This is a genomic window from Nocardiopsis eucommiae (assembly GCF_965344335.1).
Classification (GTDB): Bacteria; Actinomycetota; Actinomycetes; order Streptosporangiales; family Streptosporangiaceae; genus Nocardiopsis; species Nocardiopsis eucommiae.
Map to the genome: position 1 here is coordinate 183844 of NZ_CBDRIY010000004.1, position 15632 is coordinate 199475.

14 protein-coding genes are annotated in these 15632 nt (G+C 72.2%); 9 read left to right on the plus strand and 5 right to left on the minus strand.

Annotated features, from left to right (window positions below):
* The first annotated feature begins 68 nt into the window (after positions 1–68).
* The 6 genes from ACRWK8_RS04255 to ACRWK8_RS04280 all read left to right on the plus strand — a co-directional run bounded on the left by ACRWK8_RS04255 (position 69) and on the right by ACRWK8_RS04280 (position 7665).
* Positions 69–2021 carry a methylmalonyl-CoA mutase family protein gene (locus ACRWK8_RS04255; RefSeq protein ID WP_431868456.1) on the plus strand — a complete coding sequence of 651 codons (1953 nt, stop codon included), beginning with the start codon at positions 69–71 and terminating at the stop codon, positions 2019–2021.
* Positions 2018–4255, plus strand: coding sequence for a methylmalonyl-CoA mutase (gene scpA / locus ACRWK8_RS04260; RefSeq protein ID WP_431868458.1), 2238 nt, complete (start codon positions 2018–2020; stop codon positions 4253–4255). The genes ACRWK8_RS04255 and scpA overlap by 4 nt, the downstream gene beginning before the upstream one ends.
* 67 nt (positions 4256–4322) lie before the next feature.
* Positions 4323–5387 carry a methylmalonyl Co-A mutase-associated GTPase MeaB gene (gene meaB, locus ACRWK8_RS04265; RefSeq protein WP_378738083.1) on the plus strand — a complete coding sequence of 355 codons (1065 nt, stop codon included), beginning with the start codon at positions 4323–4325 and terminating at the stop codon, positions 5385–5387.
* 309 nt (positions 5388–5696) lie between these two features.
* A complete protein-coding gene (locus ACRWK8_RS04270) occupies positions 5697–6068 on the plus strand; it encodes an STAS domain-containing protein (protein ID WP_352387816.1) in 372 nt (123 codons plus the stop codon).
* A 317-nt stretch (positions 6069–6385) separates the two neighbouring features.
* Positions 6386–6937 (plus strand): hypothetical protein, encoded by a 552-nt coding sequence (locus ACRWK8_RS04275; RefSeq protein ID WP_352387814.1) that lies wholly within the window; start codon positions 6386–6388, stop codon positions 6935–6937.
* A 26-nt stretch (positions 6938–6963) separates the two neighbouring features.
* A complete protein-coding gene (locus tag ACRWK8_RS04280) occupies positions 6964–7665 on the plus strand; it encodes a hypothetical protein (protein WP_431868461.1) in 702 nt (233 codons plus the stop codon).
* 75 nt (positions 7666–7740) lie between these two features.
* Here the strand turns inward: ACRWK8_RS04280 and xylA are convergent, their stop codons facing one another.
* Both xylA and ACRWK8_RS04290 read right to left on the minus strand, forming a co-directional pair.
* Entirely contained in the window at positions 7741–8898 is a 1158-nt protein-coding gene (gene xylA / locus ACRWK8_RS04285) for a xylose isomerase (protein ID WP_378738078.1), read from the minus strand.
* 177 nt (positions 8899–9075) lie between these two features.
* The gene (locus ACRWK8_RS04290) at positions 9076–10308 is read right to left on the minus strand and encodes an ROK family transcriptional regulator (RefSeq protein WP_378738076.1); all 1233 of its coding nucleotides are present in this window, start codon (positions 10306–10308) and stop codon (positions 9076–9078) included.
* Between the two features lie 57 nt (positions 10309–10365).
* On the opposite strand from ACRWK8_RS04290, the gene ACRWK8_RS04295 reads away from it, so the two are divergent.
* Both ACRWK8_RS04295 and ACRWK8_RS04300 read left to right on the plus strand, forming a co-directional pair.
* The gene (locus ACRWK8_RS04295) at positions 10366–10944 is read left to right on the plus strand and encodes a GNAT family N-acetyltransferase (RefSeq protein WP_378738074.1); all 579 of its coding nucleotides are present in this window, start codon (positions 10366–10368) and stop codon (positions 10942–10944) included.
* Between the two features lie 39 nt (positions 10945–10983).
* Positions 10984–11454, plus strand: a complete 471-nt coding sequence (locus ACRWK8_RS04300) for an NUDIX hydrolase (RefSeq protein ID WP_431868464.1) — start codon at positions 10984–10986, stop codon at positions 11452–11454.
* A gap of 100 nt (positions 11455–11554) precedes the next feature.
* Here the strand turns inward: ACRWK8_RS04300 and ACRWK8_RS04305 are convergent, their stop codons facing one another.
* The 3 genes from ACRWK8_RS04305 to ACRWK8_RS04315 form a co-directional block, all read right to left on the minus strand.
* Positions 11555–11815 (minus strand): DUF6504 family protein, encoded by a 261-nt coding sequence (locus ACRWK8_RS04305; protein WP_378738070.1) that lies wholly within the window; start codon positions 11813–11815, stop codon positions 11555–11557.
* A gap of 113 nt (positions 11816–11928) precedes the next feature.
* Positions 11929–12843 (minus strand): M48 family metallopeptidase, encoded by a 915-nt coding sequence (locus ACRWK8_RS04310; RefSeq protein ID WP_431868467.1) that lies wholly within the window; start codon positions 12841–12843, stop codon positions 11929–11931.
* A gap of 117 nt (positions 12844–12960) precedes the next feature.
* Complete coding sequence (locus ACRWK8_RS04315; RefSeq protein WP_378738066.1) at positions 12961–13656, minus strand: DivIVA domain-containing protein; 696 nt, start codon at positions 13654–13656, stop codon at positions 12961–12963.
* A 655-nt stretch (positions 13657–14311) separates the two neighbouring features.
* Here ACRWK8_RS04315 and ACRWK8_RS04320 point away from each other — a divergent pair.
* Complete coding sequence (locus tag ACRWK8_RS04320; RefSeq protein WP_431868469.1) at positions 14312–15523, plus strand: LPXTG cell wall anchor domain-containing protein; 1212 nt, start codon at positions 14312–14314, stop codon at positions 15521–15523.
* Positions 15524–15632: the final 109 nt, after the last annotated feature.

Here is a 15632-nt window from a genome sequence, read left to right on the forward strand (position 1 = left end):
GCGATCCTGTGCCGAGCACCACACCCCGACTCAACGGAACCGAACGCGGTTCTCTACCATCTCGAAGTATGGACGTCCCTGAGAGCGGGGCCGCCGGTACCGCGGCCCCCAACCTGGCCGAGGGCTTCCCGGCGGCCACACGTGAGCGGTGGCGCGCCCTCGTCGCCGGGGTGCTGCGCAAGAGCGGTGTCGCCGAGGAACGGCTCGCGGACACCCCGGAGTCCGTTCTGGCCACGCACGGCTACGACGGGTTCGACATCGCCCCCCTCTACACCGCCGACCCGCCCGCCGCCGACCCCGGCTATCCCGGGCTGGCCCCCTTCACGCGCGGCCACCGGCCCGGCGGAGGCGTGGCCGGAGGCTGGGACATCCGTGCCCGGCACACCGAGGCCGACCCCGCCGTGCTGCGCCGCCGCGTCCAAGACGACCTCATGAACGGCGTGAGCTCGCTGTGGGTGGCCGTGGGCGCCGACACCGCCACACCCGACGGGGTCCCCCTCTCCCGCCTGGGCGAGGCCCTCACCGACGTCTACCTCGACCTCGCCCCCGTGGTGCTGTCCGCACCCGGCCCCCACGCCCTCGACGCCGCGAGGGCCCTGCTCCGGGCGCACGCCGACGCCGACGTCCCCGACGGCCGCGTCATCTCCCACCTGGGCCTGGACCCGCTCAGCGCGGCGGCACGGGCAGGGGAGCGCCCCGACGTGGCGGACGCGGCCCGCTTCGCCGCCGAACACGCCGCCCGCCATCCCAGGCTGGGGCTGTTCGTCGCGGACGGCACTCTCGTGCACGACGCTGGCGGCTCCGAGGCCCAGGAGATCGGCTCCGCCGTCGCCGCCGGGACCGCCTACCTGCGTGCCCTCGCGGACGCCGGGATCGAACCGGCCGACGCCGCTCGCAGGATCGAGTTCCGGCTCGCCGCCAACGCCGACCAGTTCTCCGTCATCGCCAAGCTCCGCGCCGTCCGCGCCATGTGGAACCAGGTGCTGGAGGCCTGCGGGGTCCCGGCGGACCAGCGCGGCATGAGCCTGCACGCCACCACCTCGGACGCGATGCTCACCCGACGCGACCCGCACGTGAACATGCTCCGCGCCACCGTGGCCTGCTTCGCCGCCGGGGTGGGCGGCGCCGACGCGGTCACCGTGGCGCCCTTCGACTCCGCCGTGGGGCTGCCCGACGACTTCGCCCGCCGGATCGCCCGCAACACCCAGTCGCTCCTCATCGAGGAGTCCCACCTGGCCCAGGTCATCGACCCGGCCGGGGGATCGTTCTACGTCGAGGCCCTCACCCGGGACCTCTACGGCGCGGGCTGGGCCTTCTTCCAGGAGACGGAGCGCGCCGGGGGCATCGGAGCGGCGATCGAGCACGGTGAGCTCCGCGCCGCGGTGGACCGCGTGTGGGAGCGCCGCCGCCACGACCTCGCCCGCCGCACCGCCCCGCTCACCGGGGTCAGCGAGTTCCCGGACCCGCACGAGAAACCCCTGGTCCGCGAGCCCGACCCCGCCCGTCGGCGGCCGGTCCCGGGCGGCTTCCCGGCCCGACGCTACGCCCAGGACTACGAGGCCCTGCGGGACCGCTCGGACGCCCACACCGCCACGACCGGCCACCGGCCCGGTGCCTTCCTGGTCACCCTGGGCCCGGTCGCCGCGCACACCGCCCGGGCCTCCTTCGCCACCAACCTCCTCGCGGCCGGGGGGATCGAGGCCGACGACCCGGGACCGATCGACGACGCGCCGTCCGCCGCGCGGGCCTTCGCGGAGTCCGGCAGCCGGGTCGCGGTGATCTGCTCCTCGGACCGGCTCTACGACGAGCACGCGGAGGACGTCGCCCGGGCCCTCAAGGGCGCCGGGGCCCGCCGCGTCCTGCTCGCCGGAGCGCCCCGGGACGCCTACCGGGAGGCCGGGGTGGACTCCTTCGTCCACAGGGGCTGCGACGCCGTCGCCCTGCTGACCGACCTGCTCGACGTGATCCTCACCGATCCCCCGACCACCGCGACCGACTCCACGCAGGGGGAGACCGTATGATCCCCGACTTCTCCGCCGTCGACCCGTGCTTCCCGGCCTTCACCGGCGCAGACCGGGGCGAGGCCGACTGGCGGCGCGCCCTGGAGGACTCCACCGGGAAGGCAGCCGACGCCCTGGAGTGGGAGACCCCCGAGGGGATCGGCGTCAAGCCGCTCTACACGCCCGCCGACCGCGCGGGCCTGGACTTCGTGGACGGCCTGCCGGGCATCCCGCCGTACTTGCGCGGGCCCTACCCGACCATGTACGTGAACCAGCCGTGGACCATCCGGCAGTACGCGGGCTTCTCCACCGCCGAGGAGTCCAACGCCTTCTACCGCCGCAACCTCGCCGCCGGCCAGAAGGGCCTCTCGGTCGCCTTCGACCTGGCCACCCACCGGGGCTACGACTCCGACCACCCGAGGGTCGCCGGTGACGTCGGCATGGCGGGCGTGGCCATCGACTCCATCTACGACATGCGCCAGCTGTTCGACGGGATCCCGTTGGACCGGATGAGCGTGTCCATGACCATGAACGGCGCGGTGCTGCCCGTCCTGGCGCTGTACATCGTGGCGGCCGAGGAACAGGGGGTGCCGCCCGAGAAGCTGTCGGGGACCATCCAGAACGACATCCTCAAGGAGTTCATGGTCCGCAACACCTACATCTACCCGCCGCGGCCGTCCATGCGGATCATCTCCGACATCTTCGCCTTCACCTCGCAGCGGATGCCGCGCTTCAACTCCATCTCCATCTCCGGCTACCACATGCAGGAGGCCGGGGCCACGGCCGACCTGGAGCTGGCCTACACCCTCGCGGACGGCGTGGAGTACATCCGCGCCGGTCAGAGGTCCGGCCTGGACGTGGACGCCTTCGCGCCCCGACTGTCGTTCTTCTGGGCGATCGGGATGAACTTCTTCATGGAGGTCGCCAAGCTGCGTGCGGCCCGCCTGCTGTGGGCCCGCCTGGTCAAGGACCTCGGCGCGGTCAAGGACAAGTCGCTCAGCCTGCGCACCCACTCCCAGACCTCCGGCTGGTCCCTCACCGCGCAGGACGTGTTCAACAACGTGGCGCGCACCTGCGTGGAGGCGATGGCCGCGACCCAGGGCCACACCCAGTCGCTGCACACCAACGCCCTGGACGAGGCGCTCGCCCTGCCCACGGACTTCTCCGCGCGCATCGCCCGCAACACCCAGCTGCTGTTGCAGCAGGAGTCCGGCACCACCCGCGTGGTCGACCCCTGGGGCGGCAGCTACTACGTGGAGAGCCTCACGCAGCAGCTGGCCGAGAAGGCGTGGGCGCACATCCAGGAGGTCGAGAAGGCCGGGGGCATGGCCGCCGCGATCGACGCCGGGCTGCCCAAGATGCGCATCGAGGAGGCGGCCGCCCGCACCCAGGCGCGCATCGACTCCGGGCGGCAGCCGGTGATCGGGGTCAACAAGTACCGGCCCGACTCCGCCGACGAGATCGACGTCCTCAAGGTCGAGAACTCCAGGGTCCGCTCCGAACAGCTGGACAAGCTCCGCCGCCTGCGCGAGGAGCGTGACGACGACCGGGTGCGCGCCGCCCTCGACGCCCTCACCGAGGCCGCCGGGCGGGAGTCCAGGGCCGACGCGTCACTCACCAACAACCTGCTCGCCGCAGCCGTCGACGCCGCCCGGGCCAAGGCGACGGTCGGGGAGATCTCCGACGCCATGGAGAAGGTCTTCCACCGCCACTCCGGCCAGATCCGTACGATTCAGGGTGTGTACAGGAACGAGGCGGCCGGGAGCTCCGACGCGGCCGGACTGATGGACCGGGTGACCGCCCGGGTCGACGCGTTCGCGGAGGCCGAGGGGCGCCGTCCCCGCATCCTCGTGGCGAAGATGGGCCAGGACGGACACGACCGGGGACAGAAGGTGATCGCGACCGCCTTCGCCGACCTCGGGTTCGACGTGGACGTGGGCCCGCTGTTCCAGACCCCGGCCGAGGTCGCCGTCCAGGCCGTGGAGGCCGACGTGCACGTGGTCGGGGTGTCCTCCCTGGCCGCCGGACACCTGACCCTGGTGCCCGCGCTGCGCGAGGAACTGGCCCGACTCGACCGCGAGGACATCATGATCGTGGTGGGCGGGGTGATCCCGCCGGGTGACTTCGACGAGCTCCGCGCCGCCGGGGCGTCGGCCATCTTCCCGCCGGGGACGGTGATCGCGGAGGCCGCGATCGACCTGCTCGACCAGTTGGAGGAGCGGCTGGACCCGGAGGGCACGGAGCAGCGGGCGTGACCGTTCGGCGCGGCGGGCCGGACCGGCCCGACCGGAGGTGACGGCCGGATTCCGGCCGGGAGGGGGAGTGGACGTGGCGGTGCGCGGGAGGCGTCCGGTGGACGTGGACGCCCTGGCCGAGGGGGTGCTGTCCGGGCACCGGCCGACCCTGGCCAGGGCGATCACCCTCGTGGAATCGCGCCGCCCGGACCACACGCGCTCCGCCCAGGAACTGCTGGTGCGGCTGCTCCCGCACACCGGCGGGGCCCAGCGGGTGGGGATCACCGGGGTGCCCGGCGTGGGCAAGTCGACCTTCATCGACGCGCTCGGCACCCGGCTGACCTCGCGCGGCCACCGGGTGGCCGTGCTCGCGGTCGACCCCTCCTCCACCCGCACCGGTGGCAGCATCCTGGGCGACAAGACGCGCATGGCCGACCTCGCGGTGGACCCCGACGCGTTCATCCGGCCCTCGCCCACGGCCGGCACCCTCGGCGGGGTGGCCCGCGCGACCCGGGAGACCATGCTGCTCATGGAGGCGGCCGGGTTCGACGTGGTCCTGGTGGAGACCGTGGGGGTGGGCCAGTCCGAGGTCACCGTCGCCGCCATGGTGGACTGCTTCCTGTTCCTCACCCTGGCCCGGACCGGAGACCAGCTCCAGGGCATCAAGAAGGGCGTCCTGGAACTCGTGGACGTGGTCGCCGTGAACAAGGCCGACGGCCCGCACGCCGACGACGCCCGCAAGGCCGCCCGGGAGCTCTCCCGTGCCCTGCGCCTGCTCCAGCCGGTCCACCCCGAGTGGCGGCCGCCGGTGCTGACGTGCAGCGGTCTGACCGGTGACGGGCTGGACGAGGTCTGGGACACGGTGCTCGACCACCGGCGGGTGCTGGAGCGCGACGGGGCCCTCGCCGACCGGCGCAGCGCCCAGGGCGTGAGCTGGATGTGGGACCAGGTGCGGGACCAGCTCCTGGACTCGTTCCTGCGGGACGCGGGTGTGGCCGACGCCATCCCGACGATGGAGGCACAGGTGCGATCGGGTGAGACCACCGCCACCCTGGCCGCGCGTGCCCTGCTGGACTCGTTCACTCAGGGTGACGGTGACGCGGAGGGCCGAACGGGCCGTGACCGGGCCGACAGTGACGGTGGGGGTGCCTGAGGGGCACGAAGCAACACCGGGTGTCATGTCGTGAAATGACCCAGGGTGAACGGGAGGTACCGACCCGGGGGGAGGGGGTTCTCGCCCATGAGGCGAAAATTTCTTGCCCGATGCCATTCCCGTGGAAGCGGTTCGCTTATACCGTGTGTGTCCAACGACTTACCAGGCCGCTCGGGCGCGCAAGTGTCTCCCCTCACCGGACCGGCTCTGTGGGAGTGGAGCCGGGTCCGGTAGTCGTTCCCGGTCGGGCTGCGTATGGTTAAGCGAGGGACCCCTCACCATCGGAACGTGGGGCCGGGAGGAGTGAACGTGCACAGGCTTGGACTGAGCACGCGGTTCGAGAGCCGCAGCGTCATCGTCGCGATCGAGGGAGAGCTCGACATCGCGACCGCCGCCGACCTCCAGGAACACATCAGGACCGCGATCGAGGACCACGGTCCGTGGCTGATCCTGGACCTGTCCGCCCTGGACTTCATGGACTCCAGCGGGCTGAACGTCATCATCAACGCCTATCGGAACGTCCGTGAGCGGGACGGTTCCCTGTCACTGGCGGCACTGAACGAACGCGTCACCAAGGTCGTCCGACTGGTCGGCCTGCACCGTCAGGTTCCCGTTCACCAGACCGTCGCCACCGCCGTCGCGGCGATGGAGGCCCTGGAGGCCAAACGCCAGGCCGGCTAGCCCGAACCAGGGTTCCGGGCCCCCTCCCGGGACCGTGACCGCCGCTGACACCCCTCCTCTCCCGTGCCCTCCTCCGGCAGGCGCGGTGCCCTGCCCGGAGAGGATCGGGTGTCGCCCGGCCGGACCGCCCCGAAGCGGGGCGGTCGTCCCCCTGTGGACAACCCGCGGGGTCTCCCTCCTTCGGGGACAATGGGTCCATCGACGACATCACCCCCTCCCCCCGGTCCCCCCGCCGCCTCCTCGACCCCCTGCTCCGGTTCCAGGTCCGCATCCAGAACGACCCCCGCCACGCGCGCCGTGTCGCGGGAGTCGCCTCCGTGCTGCTCCTCGTCCTGACCGCGCTCCTCGCCTTCCTCCTCACCCTCGACCTCTCCGCCGCCGCGCGCTTCCTCCTGGTCCTGGTGGGAGCGGCCCTGGGCCTCCCCCTCTTCCTGGTGCTGCTCGCCGTGCTGGTGAACCCGGCACCGCCCGGGGTCCGGCTCCCCGCCGGGACCCGTCCCGCCGACCTGCGCGCCGCGAGAAGGGTGCTCCGGTCGGGAGAGCTGACCGGCCTGCCCGAGGCGGACAGGGTCGCCCGGATCCTGGCCGCGCAGGTCCTGAGACAGCGGCTGTGGCTGTCGGTGCTGCTGCTGTGCGGTTTCGGCGTGCTGAACCTGTTCAACGCGCTCAACCGGTACACCTCGGACGGTGCGTGGAGCGGGACGTCCGTGTTCTTCCTGGCGACGGGCCTTGTCTTCGTGGTGATAGTGGTCGTGGCCGTCCCCTCGGACCTCCGGTCCAGGCGCAGGGCACGGGCCGTGGCCGACGCCCACGACGCCCGGGCGAGAAGCCGGTCATCGACATCCCCACCGAGAGTCTCGGATTGGTAACGGGATTTCCGGGTAGTGGGTTCGGCATGAACGAGCCCACGACACACCCCCGGTCCGCTCGCCGACATCCCAGGGCCCTGTTCGGCCGGATGCAGGTCTACGCGCAGAACCACCCGCGTGCCTACGCCGTCAGGGCCGTGTCAGTCGCCCTTCTCGTGGGGCTGCTCCCGCCATTCGTCCTCTGCGTGATCCTGCTCGACGACTGGGCGTCCGCCGTCCCGGTCCTGCTCGGCGCGGCGGCCCCCGTCGTGATCATGGGCGCCCTCATGGTGTGGCTGATGCCCGCGTTCCTGCGCCGGACGCTGGGCACCTCGACGCTGCAGCCGGACACTGATCCGGTGGACCTGCTGGAGGCCAAGCGCCAGCTGCGCCGCGGCGGCCTCCACGAACGGGACGAGGTCAACCGGGTCGCCCGGGTCCTCGCCGCCCAGGCGGAGGCGAGGATCAACTCCCCGAGGACCGTCAACGTCGTGAGCGTGGTCGGCGCACTGCTGTTCGGTGCGCTCGCGACCATGAGCTACCTGCTCGACGGAGCGGGTTCCGACTTCCGCCTCACCGCGACGTTCACCCTGCTGTTCCTGGCGTACCTGCTCTTCCTCGGCCCCTGGACCAGGCGCTACCGGCAGCGCGCCCGGGAGTTCGCGAGACTCTACGACGAGCGCGAGACCGCTCGGGAGCGCCCTCCGGAGGCCGCCCGGGAACGCGCTCCGGACGCCCTCGTCCACTGACCAGAGACCGCTCGGATGACTCCGAGCCCCCCGCGCCCCCGGCGAACGTCCCCCGTTCGCCGGGGGCGCCCCCTGTCAGCGGGCGCCGAGCAGGTGCTCCAGGGCGAGCTGGTCCAGCCGCTCGAAGTGGTATCCGCGCCGCCCCGCCTCCTCCAGGTCCAACTCCTCCCCGAGCAGGTCCGCGACTCCCTCACCCGGGGAGAGCGTGGGTTCGGACAGCTCGGGCACCCGGGACTCGGCCAGGGCGGTGACCACCTCCGGGTCGGCGCGGAAGGCGGCGGCCCGCTCCTTCAGGAGGAGGTAGTTGCGCATGCAGCCCGCCGCGGACTCCCACACCCCGGACGCGTCCTCGGTCCGCGGCGGCTTGAAGTCGAAGTGCCGGGGGCCCTCGTACCCGGAGCGCTCCAGCAGGTCGACCAGGAAGAACGCCTCCTTGAGGTCGCCCGCGCCGAAGCGCAGGTCCTGGTCGTACTTGACGCCGCGCTGCCCGTTGAGGTCGATGTGGTGGAGCTTGCCGGCCCACAGGGCCTGGGCCACGCCGTGCGCGAAGTTCAGCCCGGCCATCTGCTCGTGGCCGACCTCCGGGTTGACCCCCACCATCTCGGGGTGGGCCAGCCGCTCGATGAAGGCCAGGGCGTGGCCGACCGTGGGCAGCAGGACGTCGCCGCGCGGTTCGTTGGGCTTGGGCTCGATGGCGAAGCGCAGGTCGTACCCCTGGTCGAGCACGTACGCGCACAGCAGGTCGAAGGCCTCACGCAGGCGGTCCAGAGCGGCCTGCTGGTCCTTGCCCGCCTCGGTCTCGGCGCCGTCCTGGCCGCCCCAGCACACGAAGGTCCGGGCCCCCAGTGAGACCGCGAGGTCGATGTTGCGGACGACCTTGCGCAGTGCGTAGCGGCGCACGTCCCGGCTGTTGGAGGTGAACCCGCCGTCCCGGAAGACCGGGTGGCTGAACAGGTTGGTGGTGACCATGGGCACCCGCACGCCGGTCGCGTCGAGGGCGCCTCGGAAGCGCCGGAGGATCGCCTCCCGCTCGGCGGGGGTGCTGCCCGGCGGGATCAGGTCGTCGTCGTGGAAGGTGACGCCGTACGCGCCGAGGTCCGCGAGGCGGTGCACGGCGTCCACCGGGTCGAGCACCGGACGGACCGGGTCGCCGAAGGTGTTGACGCCGCGCCAGCCCACGGTCCACAGGCCGAAGCTGAAGCGGTCCTCAGGGGTGGGGCGGAGGTCGGACATGTGTGCTCCCGGGGGGGTCGGTCCGTGGAGGGCGTCGGACCCCGCCAGTTTGTATAGAGTCCCAACTAATTGTCAACGGTCTCCGCCACCCCGATCCGGGCGGTGGTCACGCCCGCTCCCGCTCATCCCACACCGCACGGGTGAGTTCGTACTCGACCGAGGCCACCACGTTTCCGACTACGGCAGCGGCAGGGCACCCGAGTCCAGGCCGTGGATCATCACGGCGGCGCCGCCACGGGACGCGGCGCTCATGCCGAGGGCGGAGGGCTCCACCCGGCACCCGCCCGCCTCGGGGGCGAAGGAGTGCGCCCCGGCCGCCGCGCGACAGCTGGGGAGCAGCCACGGGGCCAGCGGCACGAAGTACCCGCCCACCACCACGGCCCCGGGGTTGACCACGTTGACCAGGGTCGCCACCCCGCGTCCCAGCCAGGTTCCGGCGCGTTCCAGGGCGGCGACGGCCGGACCGTCACCCGCAGACGCGCGCTCGACCACGAGGTCGACCAGGGCGGCGACGTCCCGGCTCTCCAGGGGACGGTCCGCGACCCGGTCCGGCAGGGCGGCACGCAGGATCGCCCCGATCCCGGCCAGCGCCTCCAGACAGCCCCGCCGCCCGCACGAGCACTCCGGGCCGTCGGCGGCCAGTTCCAGGTGGCCGATCTCCCCGGCGGAACCGGCGGCGCCGCGCAGCAGCTCACCGCCGGTGAGCACCCCCGCGCCGATCCCCACCTCGCCGGTCACGTACACCAGGTCCGTGAGTCCGGCCAGGGAGCCGAACCGGTACTCGGCCATGGCGCCGAGGTTGGCGTCGTTGTCGACCAGGACGGTCGCGCCGGCGAGGGCGGAACCCGCCAGCTCCGAGCGGAGGAGGTCGCGCAGAGGCACGTCCCGCCAGTCCAGGTTGGGCGCCCGCGTGACCGTGCCGGTGGGGGAGTCGATCAGCCCGGGAACCGCCACGCTCACCCCGACCACCGCGCGGCCCTCCAGCACGGGCTCGCCGGTCACCTCCCGCAGGACCGTCGCGATCCGGGCCGCGCAGGCCTCCGCCCCCACGGAGCGGGCGTCCAGCGGCACGTGCCGCACCACCAGATCCCGGTGGGCCAGGTCCACGGCGACCACCGAGAGGTAGTCGACGTTGACCTCCACGCCGACGGCGGCCACGGAACGGTCGTCCAGGTCCAGAAGGACACCGGGTCGGCCCACCCGGCGCTGCGGGGTCTGCCCGGTCTCCCGGACCAGACCGCGCTCCATGAGGTCGCTGACCAGGCTGGACACGGTGGTCTTGTTCAGTCCGGTGGCCGTGGCGACGGCGGCACGCGAGCACGGGGAGAGGGCCCGGACGGTCCGCAGCACCGCGCGGAGGTTGTTCTCACGGATGGTGTGCAGACCCGCCGTGCCGGTACCGGCCGCCACCGCGCCCCCTCGAAATCCCGTTGCCCCCGTCTGCGGGGCGCTGGTTGGATTCCCATCATGGTGCCTGCAGACGTCTTCCGAGACCAACCCGTCCTCGTGGGGGAACGGGTGCGGTTGGAACCGCTCGGCGCGGCCAACGCGGACGAGGTCATCCCCGCCCTCGTGGACATGGATCCGCAGGTGCGCAGGCTCACCGGCACCCACCAGGAGTTCACCCCCGAACAGCTGCGCCGCGTGTTCACGGAGCGGGAGCACCGGCACGACCGGGCCGACTGGCTGATCCGCGCCCCGGACGGCACGGCCGTCGGAGACTGCGCGCTGCTCGACCTCGACCCGGACAACGCCGAGGCGCACTACCGGATCGCGCTCAACTCCATGGCGTGGACCGGCCGGGGCTACGGCACCGAGGCCACCGACCTGGTCCTGGAGTACGCCTTCGCGACAGCCGGGCTGCACCGGGTGGCCCTGGAGGTGTTCGCCTTCAACCCCAACGCCGAACGCTCCTACGCCAGGTCGGGGTTTGTCCGCGAGGGCGTGTGGCGCCAGCACCTGCGCTGGGACGGCGCCTGGCACGACGCGGTCCTGATGTCGATCCTGGACCACGAGTACGCCGAACTCCGCCGTGGGCGTGGCTGATCGAGGGGAGGCACGGGGGACGGCGTTAGTGTCGTGTGCATGCCCGTCCCGGACTTCGTCACCCAGATGCGCGAGCACGTCGGCCACTCCCTCCTCCCCCTGGTGGGGGTGACCGGAGTGGTGCTCGACGATGACGGCCGGGTGCTGCTGCACCAGCGTTCCGACGACGGACGCTGGGCCACCCCCGGCGGCATCCTCGAACCGGGGGAGCAGCCCGCCCAGGCGGTGGTCCGCGAGGTGTGGGAGGAGACAGGCGTACGGGTCGAGGTGGACCGCCTGGTGAGCGTGGTCGCTCAGGAGCCGCACACCTATCCCAACGGCGACCGGGTGCAGTTCCTCGACCTCGCCTTCCGCTGCCGCCCCGTCGGAGGCGAACCCAGGATCGACGGCGACGAGAGCCTGGACGTGGACTGGTTCACGGAGTCCGAGACGCCGCCCATGGCCGAGCGCGTCCTCGAACGCATCCGCTGGGCCCGCCGCGACGAGGGCGAGCCGTACTACGTCCGCTGATCGGTTCCGGACCGCCCTGCTCGCTGCTGAACGGCGCCACCGAGCGCCACGCCCTGGAGGAGTACGTCCGGGCAGCCGAGCGGCGGGCGGGACACGTCCGTCAGCTCCACTGGCGGCGCATGGTCCAGCGGTCCGAGGCGGCGTCACGGGAGATGTCGATGATGCTGGGCTGGCCGGTCTCGGACTCGGCCGCGACCCGGAGCAGGTGGATGTGCGTGGCGGGTACGCCCGGGGCGCCGGGCCGCGCGGGCCAGTCACCGATGATCCGGCGCACACGGAAGGTGTGGCCGCGCCAGGTGAACCGGACCGGGTGACCACGGTCGGTGGAACGGACGTTGATCTGGTCGTTCAGGAGACTCACGAGGGACAGTCTATCGAACACCTGTTCGAACACGTCAAGTCTCCTGAGGGTGGCGCGGGTCGCGCTTCGTGGAGAAGCTCCTGGTCGCAGCGGTGGATGCCGGGGCTGGCGGGCTACAGGAACACCCGGCCCCGGCGGTCGCGGTCGCGCAGGGCGGCCATGCGGCGGGTGTTGCCGGGGTGTCGGGAGAGCAGGTGATAGAGCAGCAGCGAGCAGCCCCGGTCCGTGTGGGCCCGGGCGGCCATCTCGCCCAGGTTCACCCGCCGGTACAGGGTCGGGCCTCCGGCGTAGAGCCGCACCCCGTGCGCGCCCTCGGGCACGTGCGCGTGGGCGTGGTTGTCGGCGGTGTACTCGCAGGCCCGGGACAGCGCCGAGCCGAGGCCGGGGACCAGGTCGGCGCCGAGGGTGGCCACCCGCCGCCAGTAGCCCGTGTGACCGGCGGCGAGGTGGCCCACCTGGTGCGCGACGAGGAAGGCGAGGGCCTCCCGGTCCCGGGGGAGGCCGTGGTCGTCGAAGACCGCGTCGGGCAGCACCAGGTAGCGCCGGAGTCCGTGCGCGGCGGCGTCCGCGCGCACCGAGACCGGCCCCGGCCGGACGTAGGCCTCCGGGCGCCGGGCCAGCCCCATGTCCCGCGCCAACGAACCCACCACCCGGTACGCCTCGGGGAACTGGGTCGGAGAGATCCGGACCGACTCGGCGCGTTCGCGGGCGTACCGCAGGCCGCGCGCCGACCAGCAGACCAACGGCACCGTGACCAGTGCCAGCGCCGTCCACAGCAGCGAACCCGACACCGACCACACCAGGCGCAGCAGCACCGCGGTCAGCGCCAGCGTCACCGTCACGGCCAGGGCCAGCAACGGTCTCTCCCAGGGGTGAGCCGAGGCCGGGACGACCTCCTCGTCGGAGTCGGCGGGGTACGGTTCGCTCGCCTGTGGGGAGGGCTGGTGCGCCGACCACGGTCCGGGGGCGGCGGTGCAGCCGGGGACCCCGTGGACCGCGCTGGTCGGTGAGGTCCCCCAAGACGGCATGGAATGTCGCACACTGCTCCCCTCGGGCCGCCCGTGTCAGGGAATGACTACTCCCTGTGCCTAAATATTACTTTCCGCTTCCCTTCGTGTGGTGTGGCGGAGGCGGCGTGTCCGGGCTCAGGGGTGTTCGTACCGGCGGAACTCCTCCGCGAGCTCGTCGAGGAAGTGGTCGACCTGGGCCGGGTCGTACCCCGGGCGGGCCCGGGTGGTGGCGAACTGGACGCGCTCCACCTCGGCGGAGCTGAGCGTGGCGCGGTCCGGCCTCCCTTGGAGAAGGACCTCCAGGGTGTACTCGGCGCGGTCCAGGAACTCGTCCACCTCCTGCTCGTTGTAGCCGGTGGTCAGTCGGGTGGTGGCGAAGCGCTTCTCCCTGATGTCCTGGGGCGCCATCCGGGGGCCGTCCGCCGGGGTGCCGGGCGGCGGGCCGGGACGGCGCGGGTCCGCGTACCCCGTCCCCTGGCCGGGGTGGGGCGGGCGGGGCCCGTCCTGGCCCGGGCGCGGAGGCAGGGGCGGCGGCGCGGCGGGCTGGCCCAGGCCGCGTCCGGCGAGGTCGGCGACGACGAGGTCGAGGAAGTCGTCCACCTCGTCCTCGCGGTAGCCGGGGCTCATCCGGGTGGTGCGGAACCGGGAGTTGCGGATCTCGTCCGCGGTGAGCAGCGGTCCGGTGCGCGGCCCGCCCTCCAGCGCGACCAGCGTCGCCTCGATCCGGTCGAGGAGCGCGTCCACGTCCTCCTCGTTGTAACCCGGGCGCAGACGCACCGTGTGGAACTTCTTGTTGCGGATGTCCGCCGGTGTCAGAGGCATGGTCCCCATTGTGCAGTTCACGAGGTTCGTAGGTGCGCTATCGCGCGTTCGCGTGTGCGTCCCGGGTGCTCCGGTCGTCCGTCGGACGGTGCCGGGGCCGTCCCCGGCCGGGCGGACGCACACGCGGAGGGCGGACACGGGAAGGCAGGGGGGAACTCATGGTTCGCATTATGCCGAGAGGAGGTGACCCGTGCCACACCGGCCGGTGGTTCCGGCCGGTGCGGACGCGGAACGGGCGCCGGTCGGGTGTCCTCACAGCCGACGTCTTCCTTGTAAGACGCTCCGGCCGGGAGAAGGTTTACCTGAATCCAAAAGAATAACCAGAATTATCGAGCGCGGTTACTCAGTGCATTCAAAGGTTCATTGTGATGTTTTCGAGATCAGTGATCATGCATTTGATCTTTGGCTGGACTGTATTGTCATCGTAGGGAATGGAAAGCAACTCAGCCGGTTCTTCCGGCTCTTGCCCTCTGCGGGCCGAAACCGCGCAAGCTCTCTATTTTCGCAGGTCATAGGCTTCTGTGTGCCTTGGCCGTCCCCCATTCGACCCTGGTCCGTGATTCCGCGTTCCGAGACTTCCCGCCTTTGTGTTCCGGCGGTGGAAGCCCAGACCAGGCCTGGCCCCGACCCATGTGGGCCTGGACGATCCACACGAGGATTGATCTTGAAGAACGCTTCTCGAATCTCCGCACGCCGCGTGCTCCAGGGCGGTGTCGCCTTCGCCGCGCTGGGCGCCCTCACCCTGGGCGCCGCCTCGCCCGCCCACGCCGACACCTACGGGTGGGGCTACGCCTCGGCCCTGGGCGCCTCCTCGCCCACGCAGACCTACATCACCAAGGACCAGACGGTCTCGGACTCCTTCAGTGGCGCCATCGGTGAGTGGCTGACCGTCGAGGGCACCACCACGGCCACCGTGAACTCCAGCGGGGCCACCGGCACCGCCGTGGTCGACACCGCGCGCATCGTCATCACCGAGGCCGACCTCCCCGGCATCCTCGACCCCGAGGAGGACGAGGACGAGGACGAGGAGACCCCGGACGACGACGAGGACGACGCCGAGGACGACGCGACCGAGGGCGACGACGCTCCCGAGGGCGAGGAGACCCCCGAGGACGGTGACAACGAGGGTGGCACCGACGTCCCGGACGACGGCGGCACCGACCAGCCCTCGGAGGAGCCGACCGAGGAGCCCACCACGCAGCCGACCGAGGAGCCCTCCGACCCGGCCGAGGACGGTGACGACGAGGACGCGGAGAACACGACGGCCTCCGCCGACGTCATCGAACTCGACGAGGAGAACTCCGAGCTGGTCGACGCCGGCAGCGACGTCCTGCTCGAGGCCACCATCCACGGTGCCAGCGTCTCCACCAGCCAGGGCTGGGACGGGGCCGTCAACCACGGCTTCGACGCCGGGGTCCTCGGCGCCTCCACCCTCCAGGCCGACGTCGAGGGCGAGACCGTCGACCTCGTGGTGTCGCTGGAGCCCGTCAGCGCGGTCCACGAGACCGAGGACGCCGGGTTCGTCTGGAACGACGCCATCACCGACATGTACATCACCTTCAGCGTCGGCGACGAGATCGTCTCCGGCTTCCTGATCGCCGAGAGCGCCGCGGGCATCACCACCGGCACGGTCGACGGTGGTGGCGACGACGGTGGCGACGACGACGCCAAGAACCCGCCGGTCAAGGAGCGCGACTCGGACACCGTCCCGAAGACGGAGGCCAAGGACGCCCAGCCCCTGGCCCAGACCGGTTCTCCGCTCGCCGGCCTGATCGCGGCCGGTGCGGCGATCGCCGCCGGTGGTGGCGCCGCCGCCTACCTGGCGCGTCGCAGGAAGAAGAGCGGCGAAGAGGCCCCCGCGACCAACGAGGGCTAGTCCGCTCCCGCGCCCTCCGGCCCCGGCCCTCCGGCCGAGTGAGGTGACCGGCCCGGCAGGCGCGGGGTGACTGACGCGGGCGGGGGCCAGGGGGTCCTCCCCCCGGAAC

What these genes read in the sequence shown, in the direction of transcription:
- ACRWK8_RS04295 (WP_378738074.1), top strand. Translation starts at nt 10,366, where the DNA reads ATGGTGCCTGCAGACGTCTTCCGAGACCAACCCGTCCTCGTGGGGGAA.
- ACRWK8_RS04300 (WP_431868464.1), top strand. Translation starts at nt 10,984, where the DNA reads ATGCCCGTCCCGGACTTCGTCACCCAGATGCGCGAGCACGTCGGCCAC.
- ACRWK8_RS04255 (WP_431868456.1), top strand. Translation starts at nt 69, where the DNA reads ATGGACGTCCCTGAGAGCGGGGCCGCCGGTACCGCGGCCCCCAACCTG.
- ACRWK8_RS04280 (WP_431868461.1), top strand. Translation starts at nt 6,964, where the DNA reads ATGAACGAGCCCACGACACACCCCCGGTCCGCTCGCCGACATCCCAGG.
- xylA (WP_378738078.1), bottom strand. Translation starts at nt 8,898, where the DNA reads ATGTCCGACCTCCGCCCCACCCCTGAGGACCGCTTCAGCTTCGGCCTG.
- ACRWK8_RS04315 (WP_378738066.1), bottom strand. Translation starts at nt 13,656, where the DNA reads ATGGGGACCATGCCTCTGACACCGGCGGACATCCGCAACAAGAAGTTC.
- ACRWK8_RS04310 (WP_431868467.1), bottom strand. Translation starts at nt 12,843, where the DNA reads ATGCCGTCTTGGGGGACCTCACCGACCAGCGCGGTCCACGGGGTCCCC.
- scpA (WP_431868458.1), top strand. Translation starts at nt 2,018, where the DNA reads ATGATCCCCGACTTCTCCGCCGTCGACCCGTGCTTCCCGGCCTTCACC.